The sequence below is a fragment of the Escherichia sp. WS3227_2 genome, from assembly GCF_046486495.1.
Lineage (GTDB): Bacteria > Pseudomonadota > Gammaproteobacteria > Enterobacterales > Enterobacteriaceae > Escherichia > Escherichia coli.
On record NZ_JBJQLG010000004.1, the window covers coordinates 225,717 to 251,299 of the forward strand.

Genomic DNA, 25,583 nt, shown 5'->3' on the forward strand with positions numbered 1-25,583 from the left:
AGGGGTAACCATAAACATCAGCGATGCCATACGCATAACATCCCACATCACTATCAAAAAGATTATCTTTACCTCTGATGCTCGCTCAAAAACAGTTACGCTAAATACCTTAAAAAGGTAATCACAAGTCAAACTCAGGAGATAATCACGCAAGAATGCAATATTAAAATTCAGATACTCATTTTTGGTAATAAAGAAGTAGTTGGACTATTTCAATATTTATAATTTCCCACTACGTATTGACGCCCATTCATGAGTAAAGGCGCATTATATGAATTTAACAATCCAGATCAACTGAAAATACCTCAACCTCATAAACACATAGCGTCAACATTCAATGACATAATGAGTAAAGATGTTGGTTATGCATACACGTCATTACTCTATGCCTATCCCTTAACAACCTGCTTTTTAAGGCTGAATCCATTCAGCAATAGATGGCCAACATTATAACAATGACAATAAAAACAATATTTAAAACAATCAATAAAATATCAGACACAGACAATTAAACCTTAAACAACAAACAGTTACATTGATTTTAGTTGATTTGCGCTACGCGTTTCCCATGAATAAAGCGTCATTTCAAATTAGCACCAATATTTACATTAAATAAGACTAAGCTTATTGAACATTCACAACAGTCCAAGCGTAGGTTTTGGGCTTCAATAGTTCTTTTCTTTTTTATTATCTGTTGCCTGGCAATCATCAATCGATACTAAGGGCTTAACTGTACACAGATATAACGTATCAAGAGGTAAGAGAAACCGCGCCATATGCAGACATGGCGCGGTTTTATGCAATAACAATCACGCGTCCGGGAACATCACGCTATGGCCCGGCGCTTCACGATGGAGATGGATAAAGTTAAGGTGCCGCTCGTACTGGTCGAGAATATCGGTGATCACCTGCTCTTTGCTGTAGTCCATCAGGTCGTTGCCCTGGCTGCCTTCTAACAGGAAGGTTTCCAGCCGGTAGTAGGTCGATTTACCGCTACGTGCGCGGTAGGTAAAGCCCGGCACCGAATATTGCTGCGGCCAAATCTGATAGACAAAGTTTTGCTCTTCGCCCATATGCACCAACAAATCCAGATGCCCCAACTGTTGCCCCTCTTCCGGCGGCAGGCTTTTTAGCTCCACGTACGCGCCGCGCAACCGCAGTTCCTGCGCCACTTCTTCCATTGCCGGGTAACAGACCGTCTCCATCATCTGTTTAGTGTAACGCGTGCCCGGATAATTCATCAGGCGCGAGAGACGTTTTTTCCAGCTCAGGCGATCCTGAAGCCCCAGCGGTCGCGGCGCGGTATCACGGTTGGCACTTTCACGGCGGTAATCTTCTACCTTCAGAGATTTATACAACCCCGCCATCACGAAGAAAATCACAAAGCTGAACGGCAGCCCCATGATTACCGTGGTGTTTTGCAGCGCGGATATCCCGTTGGTCATCAGCATGCCAAGCGTCAGCAGACCAATCGCCACCGACCAGAAGACGCGCAGCCAGCCGGGGGCGTCGCTGTTGATATCTTTAAGCTGCGAGGTGAAATTCCCCAGCACCAGCGCGCCGGAGTCCGCCGAGGTCACATAAAACAGCAGGCCAGTAATGGTGGCGACAGAGGCGCTAAAGGTAAACGCCGGATATTGCGCCAGCAGGCTGTAGAAGCCGCGCTCCGGATGGACCATAGCTTCCTCGGCAAATGCCGCGCCGCCGTGGATGATTTCATACAGCGCGCTATTGCCGAACACCGAGAGCCATAACAGCGTGAAGGTAAACGGAATAATCAACGTGCCCAGCACGAACTGGCGAATGGTGCGCCCGCGCGAGATACGCGCCAGAAACAGGCCGACAAACGGCGACCATGCCACCCACCATGCCCAGAAGAAGAGCGTCCAGTTATTCATCCACTCAACCGGACGGTCGAAGGCAAAACTGTTGAGCGTCATTCCCATAAAGCGATTCACATAGTCGCCAACGTTCAGCACCAGCGCATTAAGCAGGAACGAGGTGTCGCCCATAAACAGCACGAACAGGATCAGCCCCAGCGCCAGCGCAACGTTGAGTTCCGATAACACGCGAATGCCCTTATCGACACCGGAGGTGACAGAGATCGTTGCGATGATCACCGACAAGGCGATCAGTGCCGCTTTCGCCGCCATCGAATCGGGAATATCAAACAGTACGCTCAAGCCATAGTTAAGCTGCACCACACCGATACCGAGCGTAGTGGCAATACCAAAGATGGTGCCGATCACCGCAGCAATATCCACTGAGTGACCTATCGGCCCGTTAATCCGTTTACCGAAGATCGGGTACAGCGCCGAGCGGATAGTGAGCGGCAAATTATAACGATAGCTAAAGTATCCGAGCGCCATGCCCATCAGCGCATACATCGACCAGCCGGTTAAGCCGTAGTGAAACAGCGTCCAGACCATCGCCTGACGCGCGGCCTCAATCGTCTGTCCCGCGCCTTCCGGCGGCTGCATATACTGCGTTACCGGTTCGGCTACGGAGAAGAACATCAGGTCGATACCGATCCCGGCAGCAAACAGCATCGCCGCCCAACTCAGCAGACTGAATTCCGGTTTGGATTGTTCTGGCCCGAGCTTCACCGAACCAAAACGCGAACAAGCGATACAGACCACAAAGACAATATAGAGCGTTGCCGCCAGCAGATAGTACCAACCGAAGGTTTTAGAAACCCAGTCCAGCGTGCGGCCAATCCACAGGGCCGAGAAGTCGCGAAACAGGATCGTTGTCAGGGAAAACAACAAAATCAGTCCGGCGGAAGTGTAAAACACCACCGGATTGATTTTGTCCTTTTCCCTGCTGTGTGAAAGGTCTGTCATCCAGTATCCCCACTGTTATTGTTACCATTTAAAATCAAATTCGTAACAATTAAGACACATTTTATATTGAACGTCCAATCAATAACCGCTTTAATAGATAAACAACGCTGATGAATGGAGTGGCGAAAATGCCCAAATTGGGGATGCAGTCGATCCGGCGCAGACAACTGATCGACGCCACGCTGGAAGCAATCAATGAGGTGGGCATGCACGATGCAACGATCGCGCAGATCGCCCGCCGTGCAGGCGTTTCTACGGGGATCATCAGCCACTATTTCAGGGACAAAAATGGTCTGCTGGAAGCAACCATGCGCGATATCACCAGTCAGCTGCGTGACGCGGTTTTGAACCGCTTACATGCACTTCCGCAGGGCAGTGCAGAGCTGCGATTACAGGCGATTGTTGGTGGAAACTTCGATGAGACTCAGGTGAGCGGCGCGGCGATGAAAGCCTGGCTGGCGTTCTGGGCCAGCAGTATGCATCAGCCGATGCTCTATCGCTTGCAGCAGGTCAGTAGCCGCCGCTTGCTGTCGAATCTGGTGAGCGAATTTCGCCGCGAGTTACCGCGCCAACAGGCACAGGAAGCGGGCTACGGCCTTGCCGCGCTAATTGACGGATTATGGCTGCGCGCGGCACTGAGCGGCAAAGCGCTGGATAAACCTCTCGCACACTCGCTGACCCGTCACTTTATTACTCAGCATTTACCCACCGATTAACTGAGGAGACGTGATGTCCCGAATGGCAGAACAGCAGCTTTATATACATGGTGGTTATACCTCCGCCACCAGTGGTCGCTCCTTCGAGACCATTAACCCGGCCAACGGTAACGTGCTGGCGACCGTGCAGGCCGCCGGGCGTGAGGATGTCGATCGCGCCGTGAAGAGTGCCCAACAAGGGCAAAAAATCTGGGCGGCGATGACCGCTATGGAGCGCTCGCGTATTCTGCGTCGGGCCGTTGATATTCTGCGTGAACGCAATGACGAACTCGCAAAACTGGAAACCCTCGACACCGGAAAAGCGTATTCGGAAACATCAACCGTCGATATCGTTACCGGCGCGGACGTGCTCGAGTACTACGCCGGGCTGATCCCGTCGCTGGAAGGCAGCCAGATCCCATTGCGTGAGACGTCATTTGTTTATACCCGCCGCGAACCGCTGGGCGTAGTGGCAGGGATTGGCGCATGGAACTACCCGATCCAGATTGCCTTGTGGAAATCCGCACCGGCGCTGGCGGCAGGCAACGCGATGATTTTCAAACCGAGCGAAGTCACCCCGCTTACCGCGTTAAAGCTGGCTGAAATTTACAGCGAAGCGGGCCTGCCGGACGGTGTATTTAACGTGCTGCCGGGCGTAGGTGCGGAAACCGGGCAGTATCTGACCGAGCATCCGGGCATTGCCAAAGTGTCATTTACCGGCGGTGTCGCCAGCGGCAAAAAAGTGATGGCTAACTCGGCGGCTTCCTCCCTGAAAGAAGTGACCATGGAGCTGGGCGGTAAATCACCGCTGATCGTTTTCGACGATGCAGATCTCGATCTCGCCGCTGATATCGCCATGATGGCGAACTTCTTCAGCTCCGGTCAGGTGTGTACCAACGGCACCCGCGTCTTCGTTCCGGCGAAATGCAAAGCCGCATTTGAACAAAAGATTCTGGCGCGCGTTGAGCGCATTCGCGCGGGCGACGTTTTCGATCCGCAAACTAACTTCGGCCCGCTGGTCAGCTTCCCGCATCGCGATAACGTGCTGCGTTACATCGCTAAAGGCAAAGAGGAAGGCGCGCGCGTACTGCGCGGCGGCGATGTATTGAAAGGCGATGGCTTCGATAACGGCGCATGGGTTGCACCGACCGTGTTCACCGATTGCCGCGACGAAATGACCATCGTGCGCGAAGAGATCTTCGGTCCGGTGATGTCGCTTCTCACTTATGAATCTGAGGACGAAGTGATTCGCCGCGCCAATGATACCGACTACGGCCTGGCGGCGGGCATCGTGACGGCGGACCTGAACCGCGCGCATCGCGTCATTCATCAGCTGGAAGCGGGTATTTGCTGGATCAACACCTGGGGCGAATCCCCTGCTGAGATGCCCGTTGGCGGCTACAAACACTCCGGCATTGGTCGCGAGAACGGCGTGATGACGCTCCAGAGTTACACCCAGGTGAAGTCCATCCAGGTTGAGATGGCTAAATTCCAGTCCATATTCTAACCAGGAGGTTTATTTGCAATTTGACTACATCATTATTGGTGCCGGCTCAGCCGGCAACGTCCTCGCTACCCGTCTGACTGAAGATCCGAACATAACCGTGCTGCTGCTTGAAGCAGGCGGCCCGGACTATCGCTTTGACTTCCGCACCCAGATGCCCGCCGCGCTGGCATTCCCGTTACAGGGTAAACGCTACAACTGGGCCTATGAAACGGAACCTGAACCGTTTATGAATAACCGCCGCATGGAGTGCGGACGCGGTAAAGGCCTGGGTGGATCGTCGCTGATCAACGGCATGTGCTACATCCGTGGCAACGCGCTGGATCTCGACAACTGGGCGCAAGAACCTGGCCTGGAGAACTGGAGTTATCTCGACTGCCTGCCCTACTACCGCAAGGCCGAGACTCGCGACGTGGGCGAGAACGACTACCACGGCGGCGACGGCCCGGTGAGCGTCACCACCTCCAAACCCGGCGTCAATCCGCTGTTTGAAGCGATGATTGAAGCGGGCGTGCAGGCAGGCTACCCGCGCACGGACGATCTCAACGGCTATCAGCAGGAAGGTTTTGGCCCGATGGATCGCACCGTCACACCGCAGGGCCGTCGCGCCAGCACCGCGCGTGGCTATCTCGATCAGGCCAAATCGCGCCCTAACCTGACCATTCGTACTCACGCCATGACCGATCACATCATTTTTGATGGCAAACGCGCGGTGGGCGTCGAGTGGCTGGAAGGCGACAGCACCATTCCGACCCGCGCGGCGGCGAATAAAGAAGTGCTGTTATGTGCAGGCGCGATTGCTTCACCGCAGATCCTGCAACGCTCCGGCGTCGGCAACGCTGGACTGCTGGCGGAGTTTGATATTCCGCTGGTGCATGAATTACCTGGCGTCGGCGAAAATCTTCAGGATCACCTGGAGATGTATCTGCAATATGAGTGCAAAGAACCGGTTTCCCTCTACCCTGCCCTGCAGTGGTGGAATCAGCCGAAAATCGGTGCGGAGTGGCTGTTTGGCGGCACCGGCGTTGGTGCCAGCAACCACTTTGAAGCTGGCGGATTTATTCGCAGCCGTGAGGAATTTACGTGGCCGAATATTCAGTACCATTTCCTGCCAGTGGCGATTAACTATAACGGCTCGAACGCAGTGAAAGAGCACGGCTTCCAGTGCCACGTCGGATCGATGCGCTCGCCAAGCCGTGGGCATGTGCGGATTAAATCCCGCGACCCGCACCAGCATCCGGGAATTCTGTTTAACTACATGTCGCACGAGCAGGACTGGCAGGAGTTCCGCGACGCAATTCGCATCACCCGCGAGATCATGCATCAACCCGCGCTGGATCAATACCGTGGCCGCGAAATCAGCCCCGGCGCGGAATGTCAGACGGATGAGCAGCTCGATGAGTTCGTGCGTAACCACGCCGAAACCGCGTTTCATCCGTGCGGTACCTGCAAAATGGGTTATGACGAGATGGCAGTGGTTGACGCCGAAGGCCGCGTACACGGGCTGGAAGGCCTGCGCGTGGTGGATGCGTCAATTATGCCGCAGATTATCACCGGGAATTTGAACGCCACGACAATTATGATTGGCGAGAAAATAGCGGACATGATTCGTGGACAGGAAGCGTTGCCGAGGAGCACGGCAAGATATTTTGTGGCAAATGGGATGCCAGTAAGAGCGAAAAAAATGAGTCGTGATTTGAACTAACTCAGGAACCTATCAGATTGAGAGTTACCGTTCCAGGTATGGGGACCGAATCGTTATATAGAACATTGAGGTAACTCTCATGCTTCATATCCAGTATTCATGATGCTGGTTTTTCGCTGATATTTAACCCGAACATTCCTGATACAGACTATTAATACAATATTATCTGCGACAGATTTCATTTTCTGGATATATTATGAATGAACAAATCAAACAGGATATCAATCTGATTGAGATTTTAAAAAGATTCGTGTTATCCTTTTTATTATAGCTATCTGTATGGCAATGGTGCTGTTGTTTCTGTATATCAATAAAGATAATATAAAAGTGAGTTACAGTCTAAAAATAAACCAGACAACACCTGGCATACTTGTTAGCTGTGATAGCAATAATAACTTTGCCTGTCAGACCACAATGACTGAAGATGTTATACAGCGAATTACTACATTTTTTCACACCAGCCCAGATGTCAAGAACAGAGAAATAAAGCTGGAATGGTCAGGAGATAAGAGAGATTTACCAACTGCTGAAGCGGAAATATCTCGCGTGCAGGCGTCTATTATCAAATGGTATGCGTCAGAATATCATAATGGCAGGCAAGTTCTCGATGAGATACAAACACCTTCAGCAATTAACAGTGAGCTTTATACAAAAATGATATACCTGACCAGGAACTGGTCATTGTATCCGAACGGTGATGGCTGTGTAACTATAAGCTCACTAGAAATAAAAAGTAAATATCCTGCTGCCATTTGCCTGATTCTGGGATTTTTTCTAAGCATTGTGATTTCTGTAATGTTTTGCCTTGTCAAAAAAATGGTAGATGAATACCAACAAAACTCTGGGCAGTAATAAACAGCATTCTGATAGAGAGTGCCTGTATAAAACTGAAGTGACAATGACCGGGAAGGGAACCCGTTTTCAGGAATGGATGCCTGTCTTTTTCACTGTAAATATCCTGGCATTACTAATGCCAGGATATTTAAAGAAGAGGAGCATAACCATGACAGAACGGGGTTAAGTCAGGTTGTCCTAAACGCTATTTTCAACCTCGTATGCCTTCTTCAGGTTTATGTCCAGACTTCATATCTCTCTCAACAATCCTCAATAATCAGATACACCGCTTTCACCGGGCCATGAACTCCGACGACTTTGATAAGCTCAATATCCGCCGTTGAACTGGGGCCGCTAATGATGTTAATGCAGGAAGGCATTCGTTCACCGGCCTGCGCTTTCTGATGCAATTTTTCTGCGAGTTGCGCTACACGCGGCAGGATTGTGCTTTTACGCAGGATAAAAAGAGAAGATTCCGGGAGCAGGCTCAATGAACGCCCGCGCTCGGCGGCGGAAAAAAGAACCACGCCTCCCGATTCGGTTAAACCATATTCAGCATACACGACACCCACCTTAGCCTGCTCTGCCTGCGAGATATTCTCGGCACCTTTCGCCGGATCCCAAACAACGGCATTGCATTCCTGCTGCAAACGTTCGCTAATCCCCAATTCCTCCAGCCTCGTGTCACCGCTAATCACGATCGACTGATCTCCCAGCTCTTTACACAGACGTATTGCAGCTTCTGCGGCCTGCGCCTCGCTGGTCAGTTCACAGCGCGTCAACATAACATCGCTGGCAAACTGGATAAACGCGTCACAGCGCTGCTGTTGGTTAAGTTCGGTAAGCCGCTCGTTAGCATAGTTGTTAAGCGGCGCATCTTCTGCTTGCGGTTCAAGTCGCAGCGGGCGACCCAGTGCCTGAGCAACGTTATTCAAAAATTCGCTCCGATTATCCATTCTTTTTCTCCTGCGCCTGATGTTTCTTAAACCAACTACGGAAACTCTCTCCGTCAGCTTCAGGAAGATCGCGTGCTTCCATCCAGTCGCTAATCGCGCCAAATTTGAGTGGTGTTTTGCCGCCATTGATAAACCAGCTTGCCGCATGAGCACCAGCCATCATCCCGACTTTCCACAATCCTGGATGACTATTGGCATAAGCGAACATTTTTATCGCCCGTTGCTCTGCTTTTGCGGTGATCCCTTTTTCAGCCATCACCCGACGATGACGCAAAATCAGTTTTGACAGCGGAATACGCACCGGACACACGCTGTCACAAGCTGTGCATAAAGAGCAGGCGTAGGGTAAATCTTTAAAATCTTTATAGCCGCCAAGTAACGGGGAAATCACCGCACCAATTGGCCCTGGATAAATAGAGCCATATCCATGACCGCCAATATGGCGATATGCCGGACAAGTATTCATACAAGCCCCGCAGCGAATACAGCGCAGCACATCCCGAAATTCAGAGGCCAGCACCTCAGAACGCCCGTTATCGACAATAACCAGATGAAACTCTTCAGGACCATCAACGTGCCCCGCTTCGCGTGGTCCTGTCAGCCAGGTGTTGTATCCCGTCAAACGTGCACCAACGGCACTGCGCGCCAGCATGGTGATCAATACATCTACCTCTGCAAACGTGGGGGCAATACGCTCCATTCCCATCACTGCAATATGCGTTTTAGGCAGCGTGGTACACATTCGCGCATTACCTTCATTGGTCACCAGGCATACCGAACCGGTCTCTGCCACCGCGAAATTACAGCCGGTAATACCTATTTCAGCACTGAGGAAATCTTCGCGGATTTTTTGCCGGATGAATAAGGTCATTGCTTCAGGCGTTTCCGACCCCTCATAGCCCAGACGTTCGTGTAGCACCCGACGGATCTGATGGCGATCTTTATGAATTGCCGGGACCACAACATGAGAGGGCGGATCTTGATCCAGCTGGAGAATGTATTCACCCAGATCGGTTTCAATCACCTGAATGCCAGCATCCTGCAACACATGATTGACACCAATCTCTTCGGTCACCATCGATTTAGATTTCACCACCTTCCGGGCATTTTTGCGTTGGGCAACCTGTAAAATGTAGCGGGTAGCGTCTTCTTTGGTTTTTGCAAAATAGACGTGACCGCCGTTTTGCGTCACTTTTTCTGAGAGCTGGTACAGATAAGCGTCGAGATTACTCAGAACATGATCACGTATCTGGGCGGCCCGATCGCGCCACTCCTCCCAGTGCCCCAATTCATCGACCATTTTTTGCCGATTTGCCCCGATACGCTGCTGCGCGTTTGCCACCGCTTTGCGCATGATCGGATCTTCAATTTGCTGACGGATGCGTGTCTTAAAATCTGTATTACTGGTTTTGATCGACATCTTTATATCCTCAGCGGCTCATCAGCACTTCGGCAATATGCATTACTTTGACTTTCTGCCCTTCCCGTTGTAATCGCCCACTGATGTTCAGCAGGCAACTCACGTCAGCACCAATTAAATACTCAGGGCGGACTTCCATCAGGTGCGCAACCTTTTCTTTCACCATCTCGCCGGATATTTCGGCCATTTTGACCGAGAACGTGCCGCCAAATCCGCAGCAGGTATCCTGTTCAGCAAAGGTCAACAGCTCCAGTCCACGCACATTTTTCAGCAGCATAAGTGGCTCGTCCTTCACCCCCAGCTTACGGGCCAGGCTACAAGATGGGTGATACACCGCTCTCCCTTGCAAACTGGCACCTACATCGACTACCCCTAATGTATTAACAATAAAAGAGGTGAGATCCTGCATACGCGCGGCAACCTTTTCGGCACGTGATGCCCATTCAGGCTCATCCGCCAGATACGTTGGGTAACTTTTTACGGCATAGGTACAGGAGCCAGCCGGTGAAATAATGGGATCGTCGTTATCCTCCAGTGCGGCGATCAGATTTTTCATCCCTGGAATCGCTTCTTTGATATAACCACTATTGATCGCAGGCTGACCGCAGCATCCCTGTTTCTCCGGGAAATTTACGCGACAGCCGAGTTTTTCCAGTAGCAGCACGGAGTCTCGTGCCATTCTTGATTTCAGGGCGTCACCAATACAGGTGACAAAGAAATTGACATTCACAACTAATACTCCATTACTTCATGCCCATTTATGCCCGATGGTTCCCCCCTTCCGGGGGATCAATCATCAATAAATATGGCGTTCTTTTTTAATTGGCTAGCAACATACCACCCCTCATTTGTATGACAAATGATAATCTTTCATCCAAACTTCAAATGCAATAACTAATTTTATTTCTTTCGGCATCGCTCACATTTTATAGGGAAATCGACGATCATTTTTGGCATAAGAAATCCATTTAAAAAGGCTACATCCCTTATACCTATTCAGTGCTACTTATTCAGGGGTTATTGAGATATACACTGATGGTGTACAAACAAAATCACCAACAATAATTACGTATCAAGTAATAATCGGCATTTTATTTAATTGAAGCAATTTAGTTTGCATTTTTATTTAAAAACTGAGCTAGAGTCCATCAGAAAAAAATATATAAAGCCCAAACCACCGTTGGAAATAGAAATAGTTGAAAGGCTCACAACTCCCGGAATGCGGATTATCTTTGCCCTGATTTCTGGCGGTTTTATTCAGGGTGCAAGCTGTCTGACCCTTTCCCGATATTCTCCCGGAGTACAACCAAACTCGCGGACAAACGCCTTGTGAAAAGATGATTCACTGGCATAGCCTACTGACTCAGCGATCACCACAACAGGGAGCATTTCCCGGGAAAACATCTGGGCCGCTATTTGTAGACGCAACTTTGTTAATACAGCTAGCGGCGTGGTTCCGGAAACATCACGGAAAAGCTGGGCAAAACTTGCCCGGGACATGTGGGCGATGCTGGCCAGCGATTCGACGGTCCAGGCGTGTCCTGGCATTTCCAGCATTTGCTGTATTACCGCACCAAGACGTGGATGCAGAAGCAAACTGAGAATGTTTTTCTCTGTATTAACCTGTGCAATCCACTCACGCACCGCGAGGGTAAAGAATGTAGCGCAGATCTGGCTACACAGAGCATCCACTCCCGGCATTGCCGATCTGGATTCCTGTTGTAAAAACGGGATCGCCTCCCTCAGCCAGTTATATTCCACGCTATGGTTCACTGGTGCTACAAACAGCGTTTCCGGCAAAGACGTTAAAAAATAACGCGCCGAATGTTGCAGCCGAAGAGTGCCACAGACAATACAGGTCGATTCATTATCGACATGACTCAGGCGATGAGCTGAATTTTGTGGTAGCAGGACCACATTTCCCGGGCGTAATGTAAAAATCTCTCCCGTCGGCATTTCCAGCTTCGCCGCTCCTTGCGTTAACGCATGCCAACGAATAACCGACAATTCCCCGGCACCATGTGGAAGTTGCCAGTCACTTCCTAACACGCAATTCTTATCGATCGTTCCTTGTGGAGCGTTAAGCATCAACAAACGGCTAAGGGCATCCATATCAGACTCCTGAGTGGTTTTTGATTACAAATACCAACAATCTTAGTAAATAATTAATGTAATACCATCAAATAGTTAATCATGATTTTTGTTTTGTGATTCTGATTAAGAAAAAGAAAATACCAGACGATAAGACAAAATATCAAGCGTTGTGAAGAAATGTTATTTGCTCTTTTGCATCTATAGTCATGATGTCAAATGAACGCGTTTCGACAGGAAATCATCATGAATAAATATCAGGCAGTGATTATTGGTTTTGGCAAGGCTGGAAAAACATTAGCCGTCACGCTGGCAAAAGCAGGTTGGCGAGTGGCTCTCATCGAACAATCAAATGCAATGTATGGCGGGACCTGTATTAATATCGGCTGCATCCCAACCAAAACATTGGTTCATGACGCACAGCAGCACACAGATTTTGTCCGTGCCATACAGCGTAAAAATGAAGTGGTTAATTTTTTACGTAATAAGAATTTTCATAATCTTGCGGATATGCCCAATATCGACGTGATCGACGGCCAGGCGGAGTTTATCAATAATCATAGCCTGCGTGTTCATCGGCCTGAGGGAAATCTGGAAATTCATGGCGAGAAAATTTTTATTAATACCGGTGCACAAACCGTGGTTCCGCCAATTACTGGAATTACCACCACGCCTGGTGTATATGACAGCACCGGATTACTTAATCTAAAAGAATTGCCTGGGCATTTAGGTATTTTGGGCGGCGGATATATTGGCGTTGAGTTCGCCTCTATGTTCGCTAATTTTGGCAGCAAAGTAACCATTTTAGAGGCAGCTTCGCTGTTTTTGCCTCGGGAAGATCGGGATATTGCTGATAATATCGCGACGATTTTACGCGATCAGGGCGTCGATATTATCCTCAATGCCCATGTGGAGCGAATCAGTCACCATGAAAATCAAGTGCAAGTGCATAGCGAGCACGCCCAACTGGCGGTGGATGCACTGTTAATAGCTTCCGGTCGTCAACCGGCTACCGCTTCGTTACATCCAGAAAATGCCGGTATCGCAGTAAACGAGCGCGGGGCAATTGTCGTTGACAAGCGATTACATACCACCGCAGACAATATTTGGGCGATGGGAGATGTTACCGGCGGGCTGCAATTTACTTACATATCACTGGATGATTACCGCATTGTACGTGATGAGTTACTGGGTGAAGGCAAACGTAGTACTGATGATCGGAAAAATGTGCCTTATTCCGTATTTATGACACCGCCCCTGTCCAGGGTTGGTATGACAGAAGAACAAGCCAGAGAGAGTGGTGCTGATATTCAGGTGGTGACATTGCCTGTAGCTGCAATTCCGCGTGCCAGAGTGATGAATGATACTCGTGGGGTATTAAAAGCGATTATTGATAATAAAACCCAACGTATATTAGGGGCATCACTGCTGTGTGTTGACTCCCACGAGATGATTAATATAGTGAAAATGGTGATGGATGCCGGGCTGCCTTATAGCATATTACGCGATCAGATATTTACTCATCCGTCGATGAGCGAATCACTCAATGATCTATTTTCATTAGTCAAATAAACTCAAAATCAGACGCCAGAACAAATATTCTGGCGTCTCAGAGAAAAGAATCTTATTAATTCTCTGTTACTCTATAAATTCTTAATCACTTCATTGATGGTATTTTATATGTTTAAAAAATCCGTTTTATTTGCAACACTATTATCTGGCGTTATGGCATTTTCCACCAATGCAGATGATAAAATAATTCTGAAACATATCAGCGTCTCGTCAGTATCAGCATCACCGACAGTTCTGGAGGATGCCATTGCTGATATAGCCAGAAAATATAATGCTTCATCCTGGAAAGTCACATCGATGCGAATTGATAATAATTCAACCGCAACAGCAGTATTGTATAAATAAGGATGTTCACAATGGAAAAATACCTGCACCTGTTAAGTCGGGGAGATAAAATTGGCCTGACATTGATTCGTCTGAGTATTGCGATTGTTTTTATGTGGATTGGGTTATTAAAGTTTGTCCCTTACGAGGCAGACAGCATTACACCATTCGTCGCAAACAGTCCACTAATGTCGTTCTTTTATGAACACCCGGAAGACTATAAACAGTATCTGACTCACGAAGGCGAATACAAACCAGAAGCAAGGGCATGGCAATCGGCCAATAATACCTATGGTTTTTCCAACGGTCTTGGCGTCGTGGAGGTGATTATTGCTCTGCTGGTTTTGGCTAATCCTGTCAATCGCTGGTTAGGTTTATTGGGAGGGCTGATGGCATTTACCACACCGTTGGTAACACTCTCATTTTTAATCACCACCCCGGAGGCATGGGTACCCGCATTGGGTGACGCTCATCATGGTTTCCCTTATTTATCTGGTGCTGGTCGCCTGGTATTGAAAGATACTCTGATGCTGGCAGGTGCTGTCATGATAATGGCAGATTCGGCGCGGGACATTCTTAAACAACGCAGTAATGAATCCAGTTCAACGTTAAAAACTGAATATTGATAATCCGAACACTGTCTGTTGTTCACTTTTTCAGGCGTCAGGCCCCCTTTCTGATGATGAAGCCTGACGCCATATTACCGGAGATATGACAGAGTGAAGATCAATATCACTCCCCTGTTAAAAGATTCTTGTCATCTCAGGTAAAATAAGTGATTAATATCAATCATGTATTTTTACAGCAAGACAACTACGAACAAACTCAGGATTAAAATGTTTTACCGATTCCCCAACATAACCCAAATCAAGCGAACTAATTTGCGCCATTTCTTTCTCTGTCAGTGAGAAATCCCAAATAGCAAAATTTTCTTCGATACGCTGTTGATGTGTCGATTTCGGAATAACGACCACTCCCCGTTGAATATTCCAACGCAGAATGACCTGAGAAATCGATTTTTGATGGGCATCTGCAATACTCTGAAGCAGATTATTTTCAAAGGGTTTATGTCGTCCACCACCTAACGGAGCCCATGCTTCAGGCTGCACGTTATAATACTTCATGGTTGCCAGCGCCTCTGGTTGGGCAAAATAGGGATGCAACTCGACCTGGTTGACCATCGGTTTAACTCTTACCGTTTCACAAAAGTTCGCCAGAACATGAGGGTAGAAATTGGAAACCCCAATCGCTTTTAATTTGCCCTCTTCATAGGCATCTTCGAGTGCACGCCACGCACTGAAATAATCGCGCATGGCCTGGTGCAATAAAAAGAGATCGAAGTATTCCAGTCCCGATTTTTTTAATGATGCTTCAATACCTGCTGCTGCAATATCCTGATTCACCATATCCTGCACCCACAATTTAGACGTTATAAATAACTCTTCTCGGGTACATAAACCTTCAGATATAGCTTCACGAACGGCTTCACCGACGGCATCTTCATTACCGTATACCGCTGCAGTGTCGATGAGTCGATAACCCGTGCGGATAGCATTCAACACTGACTGTTTGCACACGTTTTTATCGGTAACCTGAAAAACACCAAATCCCATCATCGGCATTTTCAGATTGTTACTTAATACGGAAAATTCCACTGTCAGTCCCTCCATTAGGCATGAACAATGAGTCTACGTTAAAACATAACCTCAAATTAGTATGTGGATTTTGATATCACTTATGCAAAAAATTCATTAATAATGTAGGGCTGAAACCTCTCTATTTTCGGGGACAACGAAGCAGACGCTACCAGTGCTTTTGCCTTGGGCCTTGCTGTTTTTGATACACTTAGGGCCCAGGGCATAACGAAAATGTGCGATATGACAAAGAATTAATGGAGAATGTGATGATCAGGCAGAAGATTCTACAGCAGCTCCTGGAGTGGATTGAGTGCAATCTTGAGCACCCTATTTCAATCGAAGATATCGCACAGAAATCTGGCTACAGCAGACGCAACATCCAGCTTCTGTTCCGAAATTTCATGCATGTGCCTTTGGGAGAATACATTCGCAAACGAAGGCTTTGTCGTGCCGCCATTCTTGTCCGGCTCACCGCGAAATCTATGCTTGATATTGCACTCTCTTTGCATTTTGATTCACAGCAGTCATTCAGCCGTGAATTTAAAAAGTTATTCGGCTGCTCTCCCCGTGAATACCGCCACCGTGATTATTGGGATCTCGCAAATATCTTCCCTTCTTTTTTAATACGTCAACAGCAAAAGACGGAGTGTAAATTAGTCAACTTTCCTGAGACACCTATTTTTGGCGATTCATTTAAATATGACATTGAAGTGTCGAATAAATCACCGGATGAAGAAGTCAAACTGCGACGTCATCATTTAGCCAGATGTATGAAGAGTTTTAAGACGGATATCTATTTCGTCTCCACATTCGAACCGTCAACAAAATCGGTCGATTTGCTCACAGTTGAAACTTTTTCCGGTACGGTATGCAAACAAACCGATTCAGAGATGTCGAAAGAGTGGACAATTAACCGAGGACTGTATGCCTCTTTCCGCTATGAAGGTGAGTGGGAGCACTACCCTGAATGGGCGCGAAACCTCTATCTGATGGAATTACCTGCCAGGGGGTTAGCCAGAGTGAACGGCAGTGATATTGAGCGATTTTATTACAATGAAAACTTCGTCGAAATTGATAGCAATAACATTGTTTGCGAAATTTTTATCCCCGTTCGCCCGGTTTAGCTGTAACGATGTTTACATGAATTTATAACGAGACTACTGTCAGGCAATTCAATAAATAATGGCGTTGAAGATGTCAACGCCATTATTGTTTATTAGAATGTTACTTTCATATTCTTAATATTACTTCATCGCCTCCTCGCCCTTTGCCGTATCGGCATCCACCGCGGTTATGGTCACCGTCACTGGCTTCATTTCGTACCCGCCATAGGTCAGGGCGTTAAATGTGAACGTATAGACACCAGGCTTGCTGGTACTAAATGTACGCGTGATTTTTCCGCTCACGAAATGGTCATTTTTCGACGGCAGGAATTGATAATCCTTCTCCGTCACTCCTTCCGGAGCCTCAATGTCGACCCACACATTCCCCCCAACAGGGTTATTTGCCGAGAACAGGGTAACCTCCAGCTTCGCAGTCGATTTCCCATCCGCCACCAGCGATTGCACATCAGATGATGCGGTGAGCTCCGCGTTTTTATCATCCGCGACGAATTTAGATTCGGCAGTTTTCGTTGATACCTGACCGTTGGTCTGACTCACTTGCGCCTTGAGTGTGTATGTCGCCGCAACAGTAGTGGTAGCGGTGAAAATAGCCTGCCCTTGCTCATTCGTTGTCGCAGTGCCATTCGGTTCCAGGTTTAACGAAGCCGGGCTGGCAGTCAGCGTCACGTCGCTATCTTTCAACAGGTTGTTATTGGCATCAGTCACCGTAACTTTATACGTCTGTTTGGCTTTGCCGTCCGCCAGTGCATAGTTGCCAATCACCTCAATACTGGAAACGGTTGCGGTAGCCTTATCGGCTACAAACGTTATAGTCTGCGCATCTGAAGGCTGGTCATTTCCTGCCGACGCCGTGATCTCATAGGTTCCGGCAGTCACGGAAACCACCTGCAACTCTGCTTTCCCCTCATCGTTGGCTTTCACCCAGACATTATCGCCAGTAAGCGGCTTGACACCCCGGGGCAGATTAAAGGTCACCAGAGTGCCTGGAACAGGGTTACCGTTTTTATCCTCAACGGTCGCCGTCAGCGTAAAGGCATCTTTGCCGTTTGCCACTTTTTGAACGGCGGTGTCTACCTGCAGGTTTGCCTGACCGGTGCTGGCATCCGCGTTGAATTTCACCGTGACCGTCTTCTGAGAGTTTTTCACCGCGGCCGCGATTTCAAGTTCCCCTGCAACGGTTGATATCAACTCAATATCCGCTTTACCTGCCGCATTGGTTGTTACTGTATTCCCCGTCTTGCTAGTCACACCCTGCGGTAAAGTCAGCGTAACTTCTTGCCCCTGCAACGGGTTACCATAGCTGTCCACGACGGTCAGGGTTACCTGGTTAGCAGACTGTCCATTTGCCAGTTGGTTATTCACCTTCACCGCCATATCACTGATCACTGCCCGGGAAGCGTCGCCTGCAACATTCAGCACCAGTGGCTGAGCAACGGCATTTTGGCCGTTCACTCGCGGCATCACAGACAACTGGCCCGCGGCAGATCCCAGAGTCAAGGTCGCCACGTAGACCCCATTACTTGTTTCTGACCAGTCTCCTGTTGAAGGTCGCACTGACCCCGTGCTGGCGGCACCACTAAACTGCGGTGCATCTGGCTTCAGCCCGGTGACAAGGTTCCCATACGCATCCTTCACGGTGAAGGTGAGTTTCGTCGTCGCTTTGACGGTCGGAGCCTCATTGTCCGCAACAAGCGTAGAGTTCGCTGATGACATATCCCCCGCTACGACAGTCAACCGCGCAGCATCGGTGGCTGCTGGCTGACCGTTGAATAGCGGCATGACAAGAAGCTCACCTGTCTTTCCGCCTGTTGTCAGCGTAGCGACATAGGAACCATCGCCTTGCTCGGTCCAGTTGGATACCGTCGCCCCTTCAGATGCAGCACCTGTCAGGCTTGCCGACAGGGAAAGGTCGCTGATAGCGTTGCCATGTGCATCTTTTGCAATAAGCGTCACGGTTGTGCTTTCGCCTGCTTTTACGTGATCTTTTGCCACAGAGACTGTCGACTGGCCTGAAGATAAGGCATCAGCCACCACGGTCACTTTAGCCGCATTCGCTGCCGCGTCCTGTCCATTGAGCTTCGGCATTACCGCTAATTCACCCGTCGTAGAGCCAAGAGTAATTTGCGCAGTCCACGTCCCATCACCATTATTTGTCCAGCCCGATGCCGTAGAACCAACAGCAGCGGCACCCGCTAATGACGGCGCTTCCGGCGTGAGGCTGGTCACAGGGTTGTCATTGGCATCTTTTGTCGACCAGATTGCCGTAAGCGTACCGCCGACCACCGGTTTATCAGGATTCAGGGTGATGGACGAATGTGCTGCATCAAGCGGCCCGGCAACAAACTTCAGCGTTTGTTGTAATGTGCCCAGTTGATACTGCTCGCTGAAGGCACGTACAACAACGTTTCCGGCACGGGTCGAAGAAACCGTGGCGCTGTAAACCCCAGGTTTTATTTCCGAAATGGCACCAACGGTAACACCATTAGTGTCTTGCGGAACAAGTCGCAGGCGGCTGGCTTCTCCCGTCACCGGATTACCCTCGGAGTCCACCGCTGTCAGTGTCAGCGTGTAGGCTTGCTGACCATCAGCAACCACGTCACCTGACGGCTCGTTAGCGCTCAGGGTGGAGTTTGCCACATCCATCATCGTGGCCCGCAGTTCTGCAGTGACGGTTTTGCTCATGCCATCAACGCTAACAGTAATCGTTGCCTCACCTGACTGCGTGCCGGTAGTAAAGACAGACTGATACACCCCTGCTTCAGTTTCGGTGAACTCACCCAGTGTTGGCTTTGCCTGTGATTTAGTGGCCTTCAGAGAACGAGTCACAATATTTCCAGCCGGTTTGAAAGTTAGTTCAGTCTTGATCTGATCTTTCATGCCCGTGACTGGCTGACCCTCGGCGTCGCGCAGAGACAGCACCAGCGGCTTTTGCTCATTACCGTTAGCAAGCATTTGAACACGGCTCTGACCGTCAAGCGTTAACGCCGTACGATCGGCGCTCATACCAGCTCCGCTAATAACCACTTCTGTCTGCACACGTTTCGAGGCATTGCCTTTGTTATCGTAGGCAATCGCTGAAACCGCATAATAATTGTCTTTGCCTGCCTGATAAGCCGGGAGCGTCACTTGCCACTGATTGCCCTGCCCCGTAATTTTTCCGCCTGCGGCCAGCAAAGACGGCGCTTCCCATTGCACATTTTTCAGACCGTGAGTTGCTTTGCTGACCACAAGCCCCAGGGAAACCGTCTGGCCGCCCTTGCCTTCAATACGCTCAGGCAGAGCAATACGGATCACTTCAGATTTGCGATACTCAAGAACGATATTGTTATTACGCTCAACCAGGTCATAGCGGCTGCCTGCCAGCATTCGACGCTCGCGAATGCTGTCTGTATCGAGTTGTTTTTCCAGAGGTTCGCCAATCCGATAATTAACTTCCAGGCCAAAGCGAGTGTCATTCTCACCACTCTTGCCCTGCTTATGCCCGGCGCTCAGTGTCAGAAGAGGCACTGGTGTATAGGTTACCTCGGCAGAAATAGCATGCGGGTCTTTCTGGCGTTTATCTTTACCAAACAGCCCGACTTCATCACCATAATACTGCTCATACATCAGGCTTGCGCCAAGCTGCGGCCAGGCAGGTAAATAGCCCTCAGCACGAATATCCCAGCCATTCGCCGGGCGTTCCTGATAATCCTCAACATCCGGCGATTTTTTCCAGCCAGAAGCCCGAATATAACCATTGGCGCTCAGTTTCAAATAATCGCGCCAGTATTCCGCACCAACACCAATCCGGGTATGACTACGGGATAAATCATGATCGATAAAAGTATTCACCCCCGCCATCCAGTCATTTCCTGAAAAATGACGCCAGCCAAAACCAATATTTGACTGAGTACGATCGTCGGTACGATGTATTGCCCCCTGAGTGAACAACATATTTGTCGGCGTATCATAAATAGGATAAAGCATTTCCAGCGAAGAATCCTTCAGCGAGAAATCTTTATCGACATTCAGTTTGACGCGCGCAGTACCATATTTCCCAAGCCACTCCTGTATTTCCTGATTAGCTTTAGCTGTGGCCATTCCGGTAATAAAGTTACGTGTCGCATCGCTATCTGGCTGACTGCTTAAAAATGTCCCGGCATTTGCGGCAAACGACGCGACATTTTTCTCCACATTATTATCAGCAGCTACCGTGGTATTTTCCATGCTCAACCGTGGCTGAACCGCATGCTGCGCGCGTGCCGCCATTACTGGGGTAAAGGTGACAGCGAGTGGAAAAAGAACCTGAACAGAGATATTTGCCCACGCCACGCAGCGGGCCAGAACTGAATAACGAAATCGTGGTTGTTTATGACCTGTTTTATAACGTGACATTGAGATAATTTCCTGATGAACGAATTAACGAACATAGGCAGACACAAATAGTGGCGTCTGCTTGTCAGAAAAACCGGGAAATCCCCGATTTCCTTTTCCGCAGAAAAGGAAATACCTTTATGTAAGAAAGTACACCGCCACCTAATATATCCAGTGTCTGTAGCCACTCATCAGGTGGTTGGGCGCGGGATTATATTTTTATTTATGGGTAAAAATTTAGCTTTTTGTGCAAGTTATTAAATAGATACTTAAGTTATATTTCTTACTCTGCGGGCAGTGAATAATTCATTATTAAGAGTGAATAATAATGACCTATCTTTAATTAATCGCTATTGGGAATACGTCGAAGTAGGTATATACACCAGGATAAACCAATATATTTTTTATGGATATTCATTTTCCTTCATCAGACTGTGAATTGCAGGGATATCGAACTTGCACGACTCATCGCAACACTCAAACAGATTTATGAATTTCGTTCATAACCCCTGACAAATCCTGCCGTCTAATCGAGCTTTTCCCTTTACGTTATGCTTCTCATGAACGATAACGGAAGGATAACACCATGCAAAAAGTAAAACTGAACAACGGTATTGAAATGCCCCTGCTGGGCTTTGGTGTATTTCAGATGACCGATGCCGCTGAATGCGAAAGAGCGGTCATTGACGCTATTAACACCGGTTATCGACTGATTGACACCGCCGCCTCCTATCAAAATGAAACCCAGGTCGGGAACGCACTGAAACAAAGCGGTATCGCCCGTAACGAACTCTTTGTCACCACGAAACTCTGGTTGCAGGATACCAGTTACGAAGGGGCCAAAGCCCAGTTCGAACGCTCTCTGAATCGACTGCAACTTGATTACGTTGACCTGTATTTGATTCACCAGCCATACGGCGATGTCCACGGAGCCTGGCGTGCCATGGAAGAGCTGCAACAGGCCGGTAAAATTCGCGCTATTGGCGTCAGTAACTTCCATCCTGACCGACTGGCTGACCTTATCGCCTTTAATAACGTCGTTCCGGCGGTAAACCAGGTTGAAGTTAACCCTTTCAATCAGCAGCTACAGGCCGTTCCCTGGATGCAAAGTCGTGGCATTCAGCCAGAAGCCTGGGCACCGTTTGCGGAAGGGAAAAATGGTCTGTTCCAGCATCCTGTTCTCACGGCAATTGGCGAGAAGTATGGCAAAAGCGTGGGCCAGGTTGTTCTGCGCTGGATCTACCAACGAGGCATTGCTTCACTGGCAAAATCAGTGCGAAAAGAACGCATGGAAGAGAACATCAACATTCTCGATTTTGAACTCAGCCCTGAAGATATGCTGCAAATTACCGCCCTGGATACCGCAACCAGCGCGTTCTTCTCTCACCGCGATCCCGCAATGGTGGAATGGCTGACTGGCCGCAAACTTGATGTTTAAGCCGCGATAAAAGAGGTATTCATTCAATGCAAAAACGTTATCTGGGTAAATCCGGACTCGAAGTCTCCGCCCTTGGGCTCGGTTGCATGGGCTTAAGCCACGGCTACGGCCCGGCGACCGATACCCATCAGGCTATCGAACTTATTCGTGCTGCGGTTGAACGTGGCGTCACCTTCTTCGATACCGCCGAAGTGTATGGTCCGTATCTGAATGAAGAAGTAGTCGGCGAAGCCTTAAAACCGTTTCGTGACCGCGTGGTGATTGCCACTAAATTCGGTTTTACCTTTGGCGATGATAATAAGCAGCAGATTTTAAACAGCCGTCCGGAACATATCCGTGAAGCCGTTGAAGGATCATTACGTCGTCTGAAAACAGATGTTATTGACCTGCTGTATCAACACCGTGTTGATCCGGATGTTCCTATTGAGGATGTTGCAGGAACGGTGAAAGACCTCATCGCAGAAGGTAAGGTCAAACATTTCGGCCTGTCGGAAGCGGGAGCACAAACCATTCGTCGTGCACATGCGGTACAACCTGTCACCGCCCTGCAAAGCGAATATTCCATGTGGTGGCGTGAGCCTGAACAGGAAATTCTGCCGTTGCTGGAGGAACTGGGAATTGGTTTTGTCCCCTTCAGCCCACTAGGTAAAGGTTTCCTGACAGGGGCGATTAAGCCGGGAACCACTTTCGGCAAAGATGACTACCGCAGCACCGTACCGCGTTTCGCAGCACAAGCCATTGAAGCCAATGAAAAACTGGTCACCTTGTTAGGTGAACTGGCTGCGGAGAAAGGGGTAACGTCTGCACAAATCGCACTGGCATGGCTGTTAGCACAAAAGCCGTGGATTGTTCCCATCCCTGGCACCACTAAACTGCACCGGCTGGAAGAAAACCTGGCCGCTGCTGACATTGTTCTTTCGCAGAAAGATACGCAGCAGATAAGCGAGGCGCTGGAAACAATTAAAATCGTCGGTGAACGTTACTCGCCTGAACACCAGGCACGCGTAGGCCGCTAATACCCAAACGGGTCCAGGATAAAGGACCCGTTATTCGGTATAGCGAAGCGCATCGATCAACAGCGCAAAAGCTGGCGGATGCTGCTTGCGGCTGGGGTAGTAAAGATAATACCCAGGAAAAGTTGGACACCACTCCTGTAACACCTGAATAAGCTTGCCTGACTTTATATACTCCTGAACCATGTCTTCAGGGACACAAGCGATCCCAAACCCTGATAAGGCGGCATCAATTCTTTCTGGCAACGGACTACACGTCAGCTGCCCATCAACCTTAACGCGAAGCGGTTTCCCTTCTCGCTCGAACTCCCAGTGGTAAAGCCCACCGGCAGTTGGCAAACGCATGTTGATGCAGCGATGATTTTGTAGCTCGTGAGGCGTTTCAGGCGCAGGGTTTGCAGCAAAATACGCCGGAGCTCCCACCACAGCCATCCGCATATCTGGTCCAATCCTGACTGCAACCATATCTTTATCAACATTTTCACCCAGTCGTATCCCGGCATCAAAACGGCCTTCAACAATATCGACAAAACCGTTATCCACCACCAGTTCGACATTGATTTCGGGATACTCTCTGAGAAAAGGTTTTAGCTTCGGCCAGACCAGACTTCGCGCGGCATGTTCCCCGGCAGATAAACGAATATTCCCGGAGGGCGTGCCGTTCAATTGAATAAGTGATTCCAGTTCCTGTTCAAGCTCGTCAATACGCGGTTCAAGGCAGGCAATGATTCTCTCCCCCGCTTCTGTGGGAGCCACACTGCGGGTAGTCCGTGTCAGGAGGCGGATATTGAGCCTTTCCTCCAGAGCCTTCATTGCATGGCTAAGTGCAGACTGAGAGACGCCGAGTTTGCCCGCTGCTTTGGTAAAACTTCGCTCTCTTGCCACCACAAGAAAGATTTGCAGTTCGTTGAAGTTTTCTTTGAGCATTGGCGATTTCCTTGTAGAAGCATCCTCTTCACAGACACTCATGAAGGGGGGCATAGATGCTATTATTTTAACCACATTATTAGTAACAATGATAATCTGGCTGTATCGAAAATAATTCTAAACTTTCAGGAGATTTATTATGAATAAACGTATCCTCACGATTGTGCCATTCTTCTTACCGATATTCTGACACACATCATTAACTTTCTATTTTTACTCTTTTCTCCACCATAAAATCAATAAAAGCACGAACTTTAGAGGGCATTCTCACCCGTGATGAAACATATATATAAAACCCAGGAAATGAAACGGCCCAATCCTCAAGAATCGGCTGTAACTTGCCCGCATTGATATGTTCAGCGATTGCAAAATCCAGATGTTGAATGATACCCGTTCCATTCAGCGCCATTCGTATCATGCTTTCGTCATCATTAGAAATATACTTACCTGAAACCTCTATTTCGAACTCTTCATTCCCGCCCGCAACATTAGAAAACTCCCATGCAGAGAGTGCACCGCTACTTTTATGCCGCAACCGAAGGCAATTATGGTTACTCAGTTCCTGAGGCGTTTCAGGAATACCGTGTTCTTTTAAATAATCTGGCGATGCCACAGTAACCAGTTTAATAAGCGGAGAAACAGGAACGGCAGTCATATGCTCATCCAGTCCTTGCTCAAGACGTATGCCCACATCACAGCCGTCCGCAATAATGTTAGATAAACCGTCATCCATAATGAGTTCTATCTTTGTTTTGGGGTAACGAGTAAGAAACTCGCCAATATGAGGCTCAATAAGCATCCTTGCTGCAACACGGGAGGAATTTATTCTCAACAGGCCTGTAGGTTCAAGTTGGGTATCACCAACATCTTTCAAAGCATCATCAATTTGCCCCAAAGCCGACACCAGCACTTCATACAGACGCAGTCCTTCCTCAGTAAGCGACATATTGCGGGTCGTACGGTATATCAGCTTGGTGTTAAGACGTTCCTCAAGAGATTTTAAATTCTGGGACAATGCGGCCCGCGTAATACCCATTTCAGAAGCGGCTCTGGAAAAACTGCCGGCACGAACAATATGCGCAAACCAGGCAAGAGAAGGCAAAATTGAAGGCTCTATTTTCATCATTGTAAACCTTAACTTAACACT

At 48.7% G+C, this 25,583-nt stretch carries 18 protein-coding genes and 1 pseudogene; 10 read left to right on the forward strand and 9 right to left on the reverse strand.

Going from position 1 to position 25,583, the window contains the following annotated elements; genetic code table 11:
• Positions 1–809: 809 nt before the first annotated feature.
• A complete protein-coding gene (gene betT, locus ACJHXB_RS07795; RefSeq protein ID WP_000131044.1) occupies positions 810–2,843 on the reverse strand; it encodes a choline BCCT transporter BetT in 2,034 nt (677 codons plus the stop codon).
• Between the two features lie 128 nt (positions 2,844–2,971).
• Here betT and betI point away from each other — a divergent pair, with 128 nt between their 5' ends.
• The 4 genes and pseudogenes from betI to ACJHXB_RS07815 all read left to right on the forward strand — a co-directional run bounded on the left by betI (position 2,972) and on the right by ACJHXB_RS07815 (position 7,599).
• Entirely contained in the window at positions 2,972–3,559 is a 588-nt protein-coding gene (betI, locus tag ACJHXB_RS07800) for a transcriptional regulator BetI (protein ID WP_001469423.1), read from the forward strand.
• Between the two features lie 13 nt (positions 3,560–3,572).
• Positions 3,573–5,045 carry a betaine-aldehyde dehydrogenase gene (gene betB, locus ACJHXB_RS07805; protein WP_000089054.1) on the forward strand — a complete coding sequence of 491 codons (1,473 nt, stop codon included), beginning with the start codon at positions 3,573–3,575 and terminating at the stop codon, positions 5,043–5,045.
• A gap of 13 nt (positions 5,046–5,058) precedes the next feature.
• On the forward strand, positions 5,059–6,747 hold the full coding sequence (betA, locus tag ACJHXB_RS07810; protein ID WP_001159082.1) for a choline dehydrogenase: 1,689 nt from the start codon (positions 5,059–5,061) through the stop codon (positions 6,745–6,747).
• 196 nt (positions 6,748–6,943) lie between these two features.
• A pseudogene (locus tag ACJHXB_RS07815) lies at positions 6,944–7,599 on the forward strand (hypothetical protein).
• 242 nt (positions 7,600–7,841) lie between these two features.
• Here ACJHXB_RS07815 and ACJHXB_RS07820 read toward each other — a convergent pair.
• The 4 genes from ACJHXB_RS07820 to rclR form a co-directional block, all read right to left on the reverse strand.
• Positions 7,842–8,537 carry a lactate utilization protein C gene (locus tag ACJHXB_RS07820; RefSeq protein WP_001469421.1) on the reverse strand — a complete coding sequence of 232 codons (696 nt, stop codon included), beginning with the start codon at positions 8,535–8,537 and terminating at the stop codon, positions 7,842–7,844.
• Positions 8,530–9,957: a LutB/LldF family L-lactate oxidation iron-sulfur protein gene (locus tag ACJHXB_RS07825; RefSeq protein ID WP_000023924.1), complete on the reverse strand. Its 1,428-nt coding sequence runs from the start codon at positions 9,955–9,957 to the stop codon at positions 8,530–8,532. The genes ACJHXB_RS07820 and ACJHXB_RS07825 overlap by 8 nt, the downstream gene beginning before the upstream one ends.
• A gap of 10 nt (positions 9,958–9,967) precedes the next feature.
• Complete coding sequence (locus ACJHXB_RS07830) at positions 9,968–10,687, reverse strand: (Fe-S)-binding protein (RefSeq protein ID WP_001102122.1); 720 nt, start codon at positions 10,685–10,687, stop codon at positions 9,968–9,970.
• Between the two features lie 527 nt (positions 10,688–11,214).
• Complete coding sequence (gene rclR / locus ACJHXB_RS07835) at positions 11,215–12,069, reverse strand: reactive chlorine-specific transcriptional regulator RclR (RefSeq protein WP_000339603.1); 855 nt, start codon at positions 12,067–12,069, stop codon at positions 11,215–11,217.
• Positions 12,070–12,294: 225 nt separating this feature from the next.
• Between rclR and rclA the strand changes: the two genes are divergently transcribed.
• From rclA to rclC, 3 genes are all read left to right on the forward strand, one after another.
• Positions 12,295–13,620: a reactive chlorine resistance oxidoreductase RclA gene (gene rclA, locus ACJHXB_RS07840; RefSeq protein ID WP_001046322.1), complete on the forward strand. Its 1,326-nt coding sequence runs from the start codon at positions 12,295–12,297 to the stop codon at positions 13,618–13,620.
• A gap of 108 nt (positions 13,621–13,728) precedes the next feature.
• Positions 13,729–13,965 (forward strand): reactive chlorine resistance periplasmic protein RclB, encoded by a 237-nt coding sequence (gene rclB / locus ACJHXB_RS07845; RefSeq protein ID WP_000474077.1) that lies wholly within the window; start codon positions 13,729–13,731, stop codon positions 13,963–13,965.
• Positions 13,966–13,976: 11 nt separating this feature from the next.
• Entirely contained in the window at positions 13,977–14,570 is a 594-nt protein-coding gene (rclC, locus tag ACJHXB_RS07850; protein WP_001355150.1) for a reactive chlorine species resistance protein RclC, read from the forward strand.
• Between the two features lie 159 nt (positions 14,571–14,729).
• Here rclC and ACJHXB_RS07855 read toward each other — a convergent pair whose 3' ends face one another.
• Positions 14,730–15,599 (reverse strand): aldo/keto reductase, encoded by an 870-nt coding sequence (locus ACJHXB_RS07855; protein WP_001469420.1) that lies wholly within the window; start codon positions 15,597–15,599, stop codon positions 14,730–14,732.
• A 248-nt stretch (positions 15,600–15,847) separates the two neighbouring features.
• On the opposite strand from ACJHXB_RS07855, the gene ACJHXB_RS07860 reads away from it, so the two are divergent.
• Positions 15,848–16,705 carry a helix-turn-helix domain-containing protein gene (locus ACJHXB_RS07860; protein ID WP_001375817.1) on the forward strand — a complete coding sequence of 286 codons (858 nt, stop codon included), beginning with the start codon at positions 15,848–15,850 and terminating at the stop codon, positions 16,703–16,705.
• A gap of 120 nt (positions 16,706–16,825) precedes the next feature.
• On the opposite strand, the gene fdeC is transcribed toward ACJHXB_RS07860, so the two are convergent.
• Positions 16,826–21,079, reverse strand: coding sequence for an inverse autotransporter adhesin FdeC (fdeC, locus tag ACJHXB_RS07865; RefSeq protein ID WP_000092568.1), 4,254 nt, complete (start codon positions 21,077–21,079; stop codon positions 16,826–16,828).
• Between the two features lie 565 nt (positions 21,080–21,644).
• Here fdeC and ACJHXB_RS07870 point away from each other — a divergent pair.
• Positions 21,645–22,496: an aldo/keto reductase gene (locus tag ACJHXB_RS07870; RefSeq protein WP_001174465.1), complete on the forward strand. Its 852-nt coding sequence runs from the start codon at positions 21,645–21,647 to the stop codon at positions 22,494–22,496.
• A 26-nt stretch (positions 22,497–22,522) separates the two neighbouring features.
• A complete protein-coding gene (locus ACJHXB_RS07875; RefSeq protein WP_001172275.1) occupies positions 22,523–23,512 on the forward strand; it encodes an aldo/keto reductase in 990 nt (329 codons plus the stop codon).
• 30 nt (positions 23,513–23,542) lie between these two features.
• On the opposite strand, the gene ACJHXB_RS07880 is transcribed toward ACJHXB_RS07875, so the two are convergent.
• Together ACJHXB_RS07880 and ACJHXB_RS07885 are read right to left on the reverse strand one after the other, a co-directional pair.
• Complete coding sequence (locus ACJHXB_RS07880; protein ID WP_000910713.1) at positions 23,543–24,436, reverse strand: LysR family transcriptional regulator; 894 nt, start codon at positions 24,434–24,436, stop codon at positions 23,543–23,545.
• 199 nt (positions 24,437–24,635) lie between these two features.
• Positions 24,636–25,562 (reverse strand): LysR family transcriptional regulator, encoded by a 927-nt coding sequence (locus ACJHXB_RS07885; RefSeq protein ID WP_001605084.1) that lies wholly within the window; start codon positions 25,560–25,562, stop codon positions 24,636–24,638.
• Between the last annotated feature and the right edge of the window lie 21 nt (positions 25,563–25,583).

What these genes read in the sequence shown, in the direction of transcription:
- ACJHXB_RS07875 (WP_001172275.1), top strand. Translation starts at nt 22,523, where the DNA reads ATGCAAAAACGTTATCTGGGTAAATCCGGACTCGAAGTCTCCGCCCTT.
- ACJHXB_RS07885 (WP_001605084.1), bottom strand. Translation starts at nt 25,562, where the DNA reads ATGATGAAAATAGAGCCTTCAATTTTGCCTTCTCTTGCCTGGTTTGCG.
- fdeC (WP_000092568.1), bottom strand. Translation starts at nt 21,079, where the DNA reads ATGTCACGTTATAAAACAGGTCATAAACAACCACGATTTCGTTATTCA.
- ACJHXB_RS07860 (WP_001375817.1), top strand. Translation starts at nt 15,848, where the DNA reads ATGATCAGGCAGAAGATTCTACAGCAGCTCCTGGAGTGGATTGAGTGC.
- ACJHXB_RS07870 (WP_001174465.1), top strand. Translation starts at nt 21,645, where the DNA reads ATGCAAAAAGTAAAACTGAACAACGGTATTGAAATGCCCCTGCTGGGC.
- rclB (WP_000474077.1), top strand. Translation starts at nt 13,729, where the DNA reads ATGTTTAAAAAATCCGTTTTATTTGCAACACTATTATCTGGCGTTATG.
- betB (WP_000089054.1), top strand. Translation starts at nt 3,573, where the DNA reads ATGTCCCGAATGGCAGAACAGCAGCTTTATATACATGGTGGTTATACC.
- betT (WP_000131044.1), bottom strand. Translation starts at nt 2,843, where the DNA reads ATGACAGACCTTTCACACAGCAGGGAAAAGGACAAAATCAATCCGGTG.
- rclA (WP_001046322.1), top strand. Translation starts at nt 12,295, where the DNA reads ATGAATAAATATCAGGCAGTGATTATTGGTTTTGGCAAGGCTGGAAAA.
- ACJHXB_RS07820 (WP_001469421.1), bottom strand. Translation starts at nt 8,537, where the DNA reads ATGGATAATCGGAGCGAATTTTTGAATAACGTTGCTCAGGCACTGGGT.
- rclC (WP_001355150.1), top strand. Translation starts at nt 13,977, where the DNA reads ATGGAAAAATACCTGCACCTGTTAAGTCGGGGAGATAAAATTGGCCTG.
- ACJHXB_RS07880 (WP_000910713.1), bottom strand. Translation starts at nt 24,436, where the DNA reads ATGCTCAAAGAAAACTTCAACGAACTGCAAATCTTTCTTGTGGTGGCA.
- ACJHXB_RS07825 (WP_000023924.1), bottom strand. Translation starts at nt 9,957, where the DNA reads ATGTCGATCAAAACCAGTAATACAGATTTTAAGACACGCATCCGTCAG.
- rclR (WP_000339603.1), bottom strand. Translation starts at nt 12,069, where the DNA reads ATGGATGCCCTTAGCCGTTTGTTGATGCTTAACGCTCCACAAGGAACG.
- betI (WP_001469423.1), top strand. Translation starts at nt 2,972, where the DNA reads ATGCCCAAATTGGGGATGCAGTCGATCCGGCGCAGACAACTGATCGAC.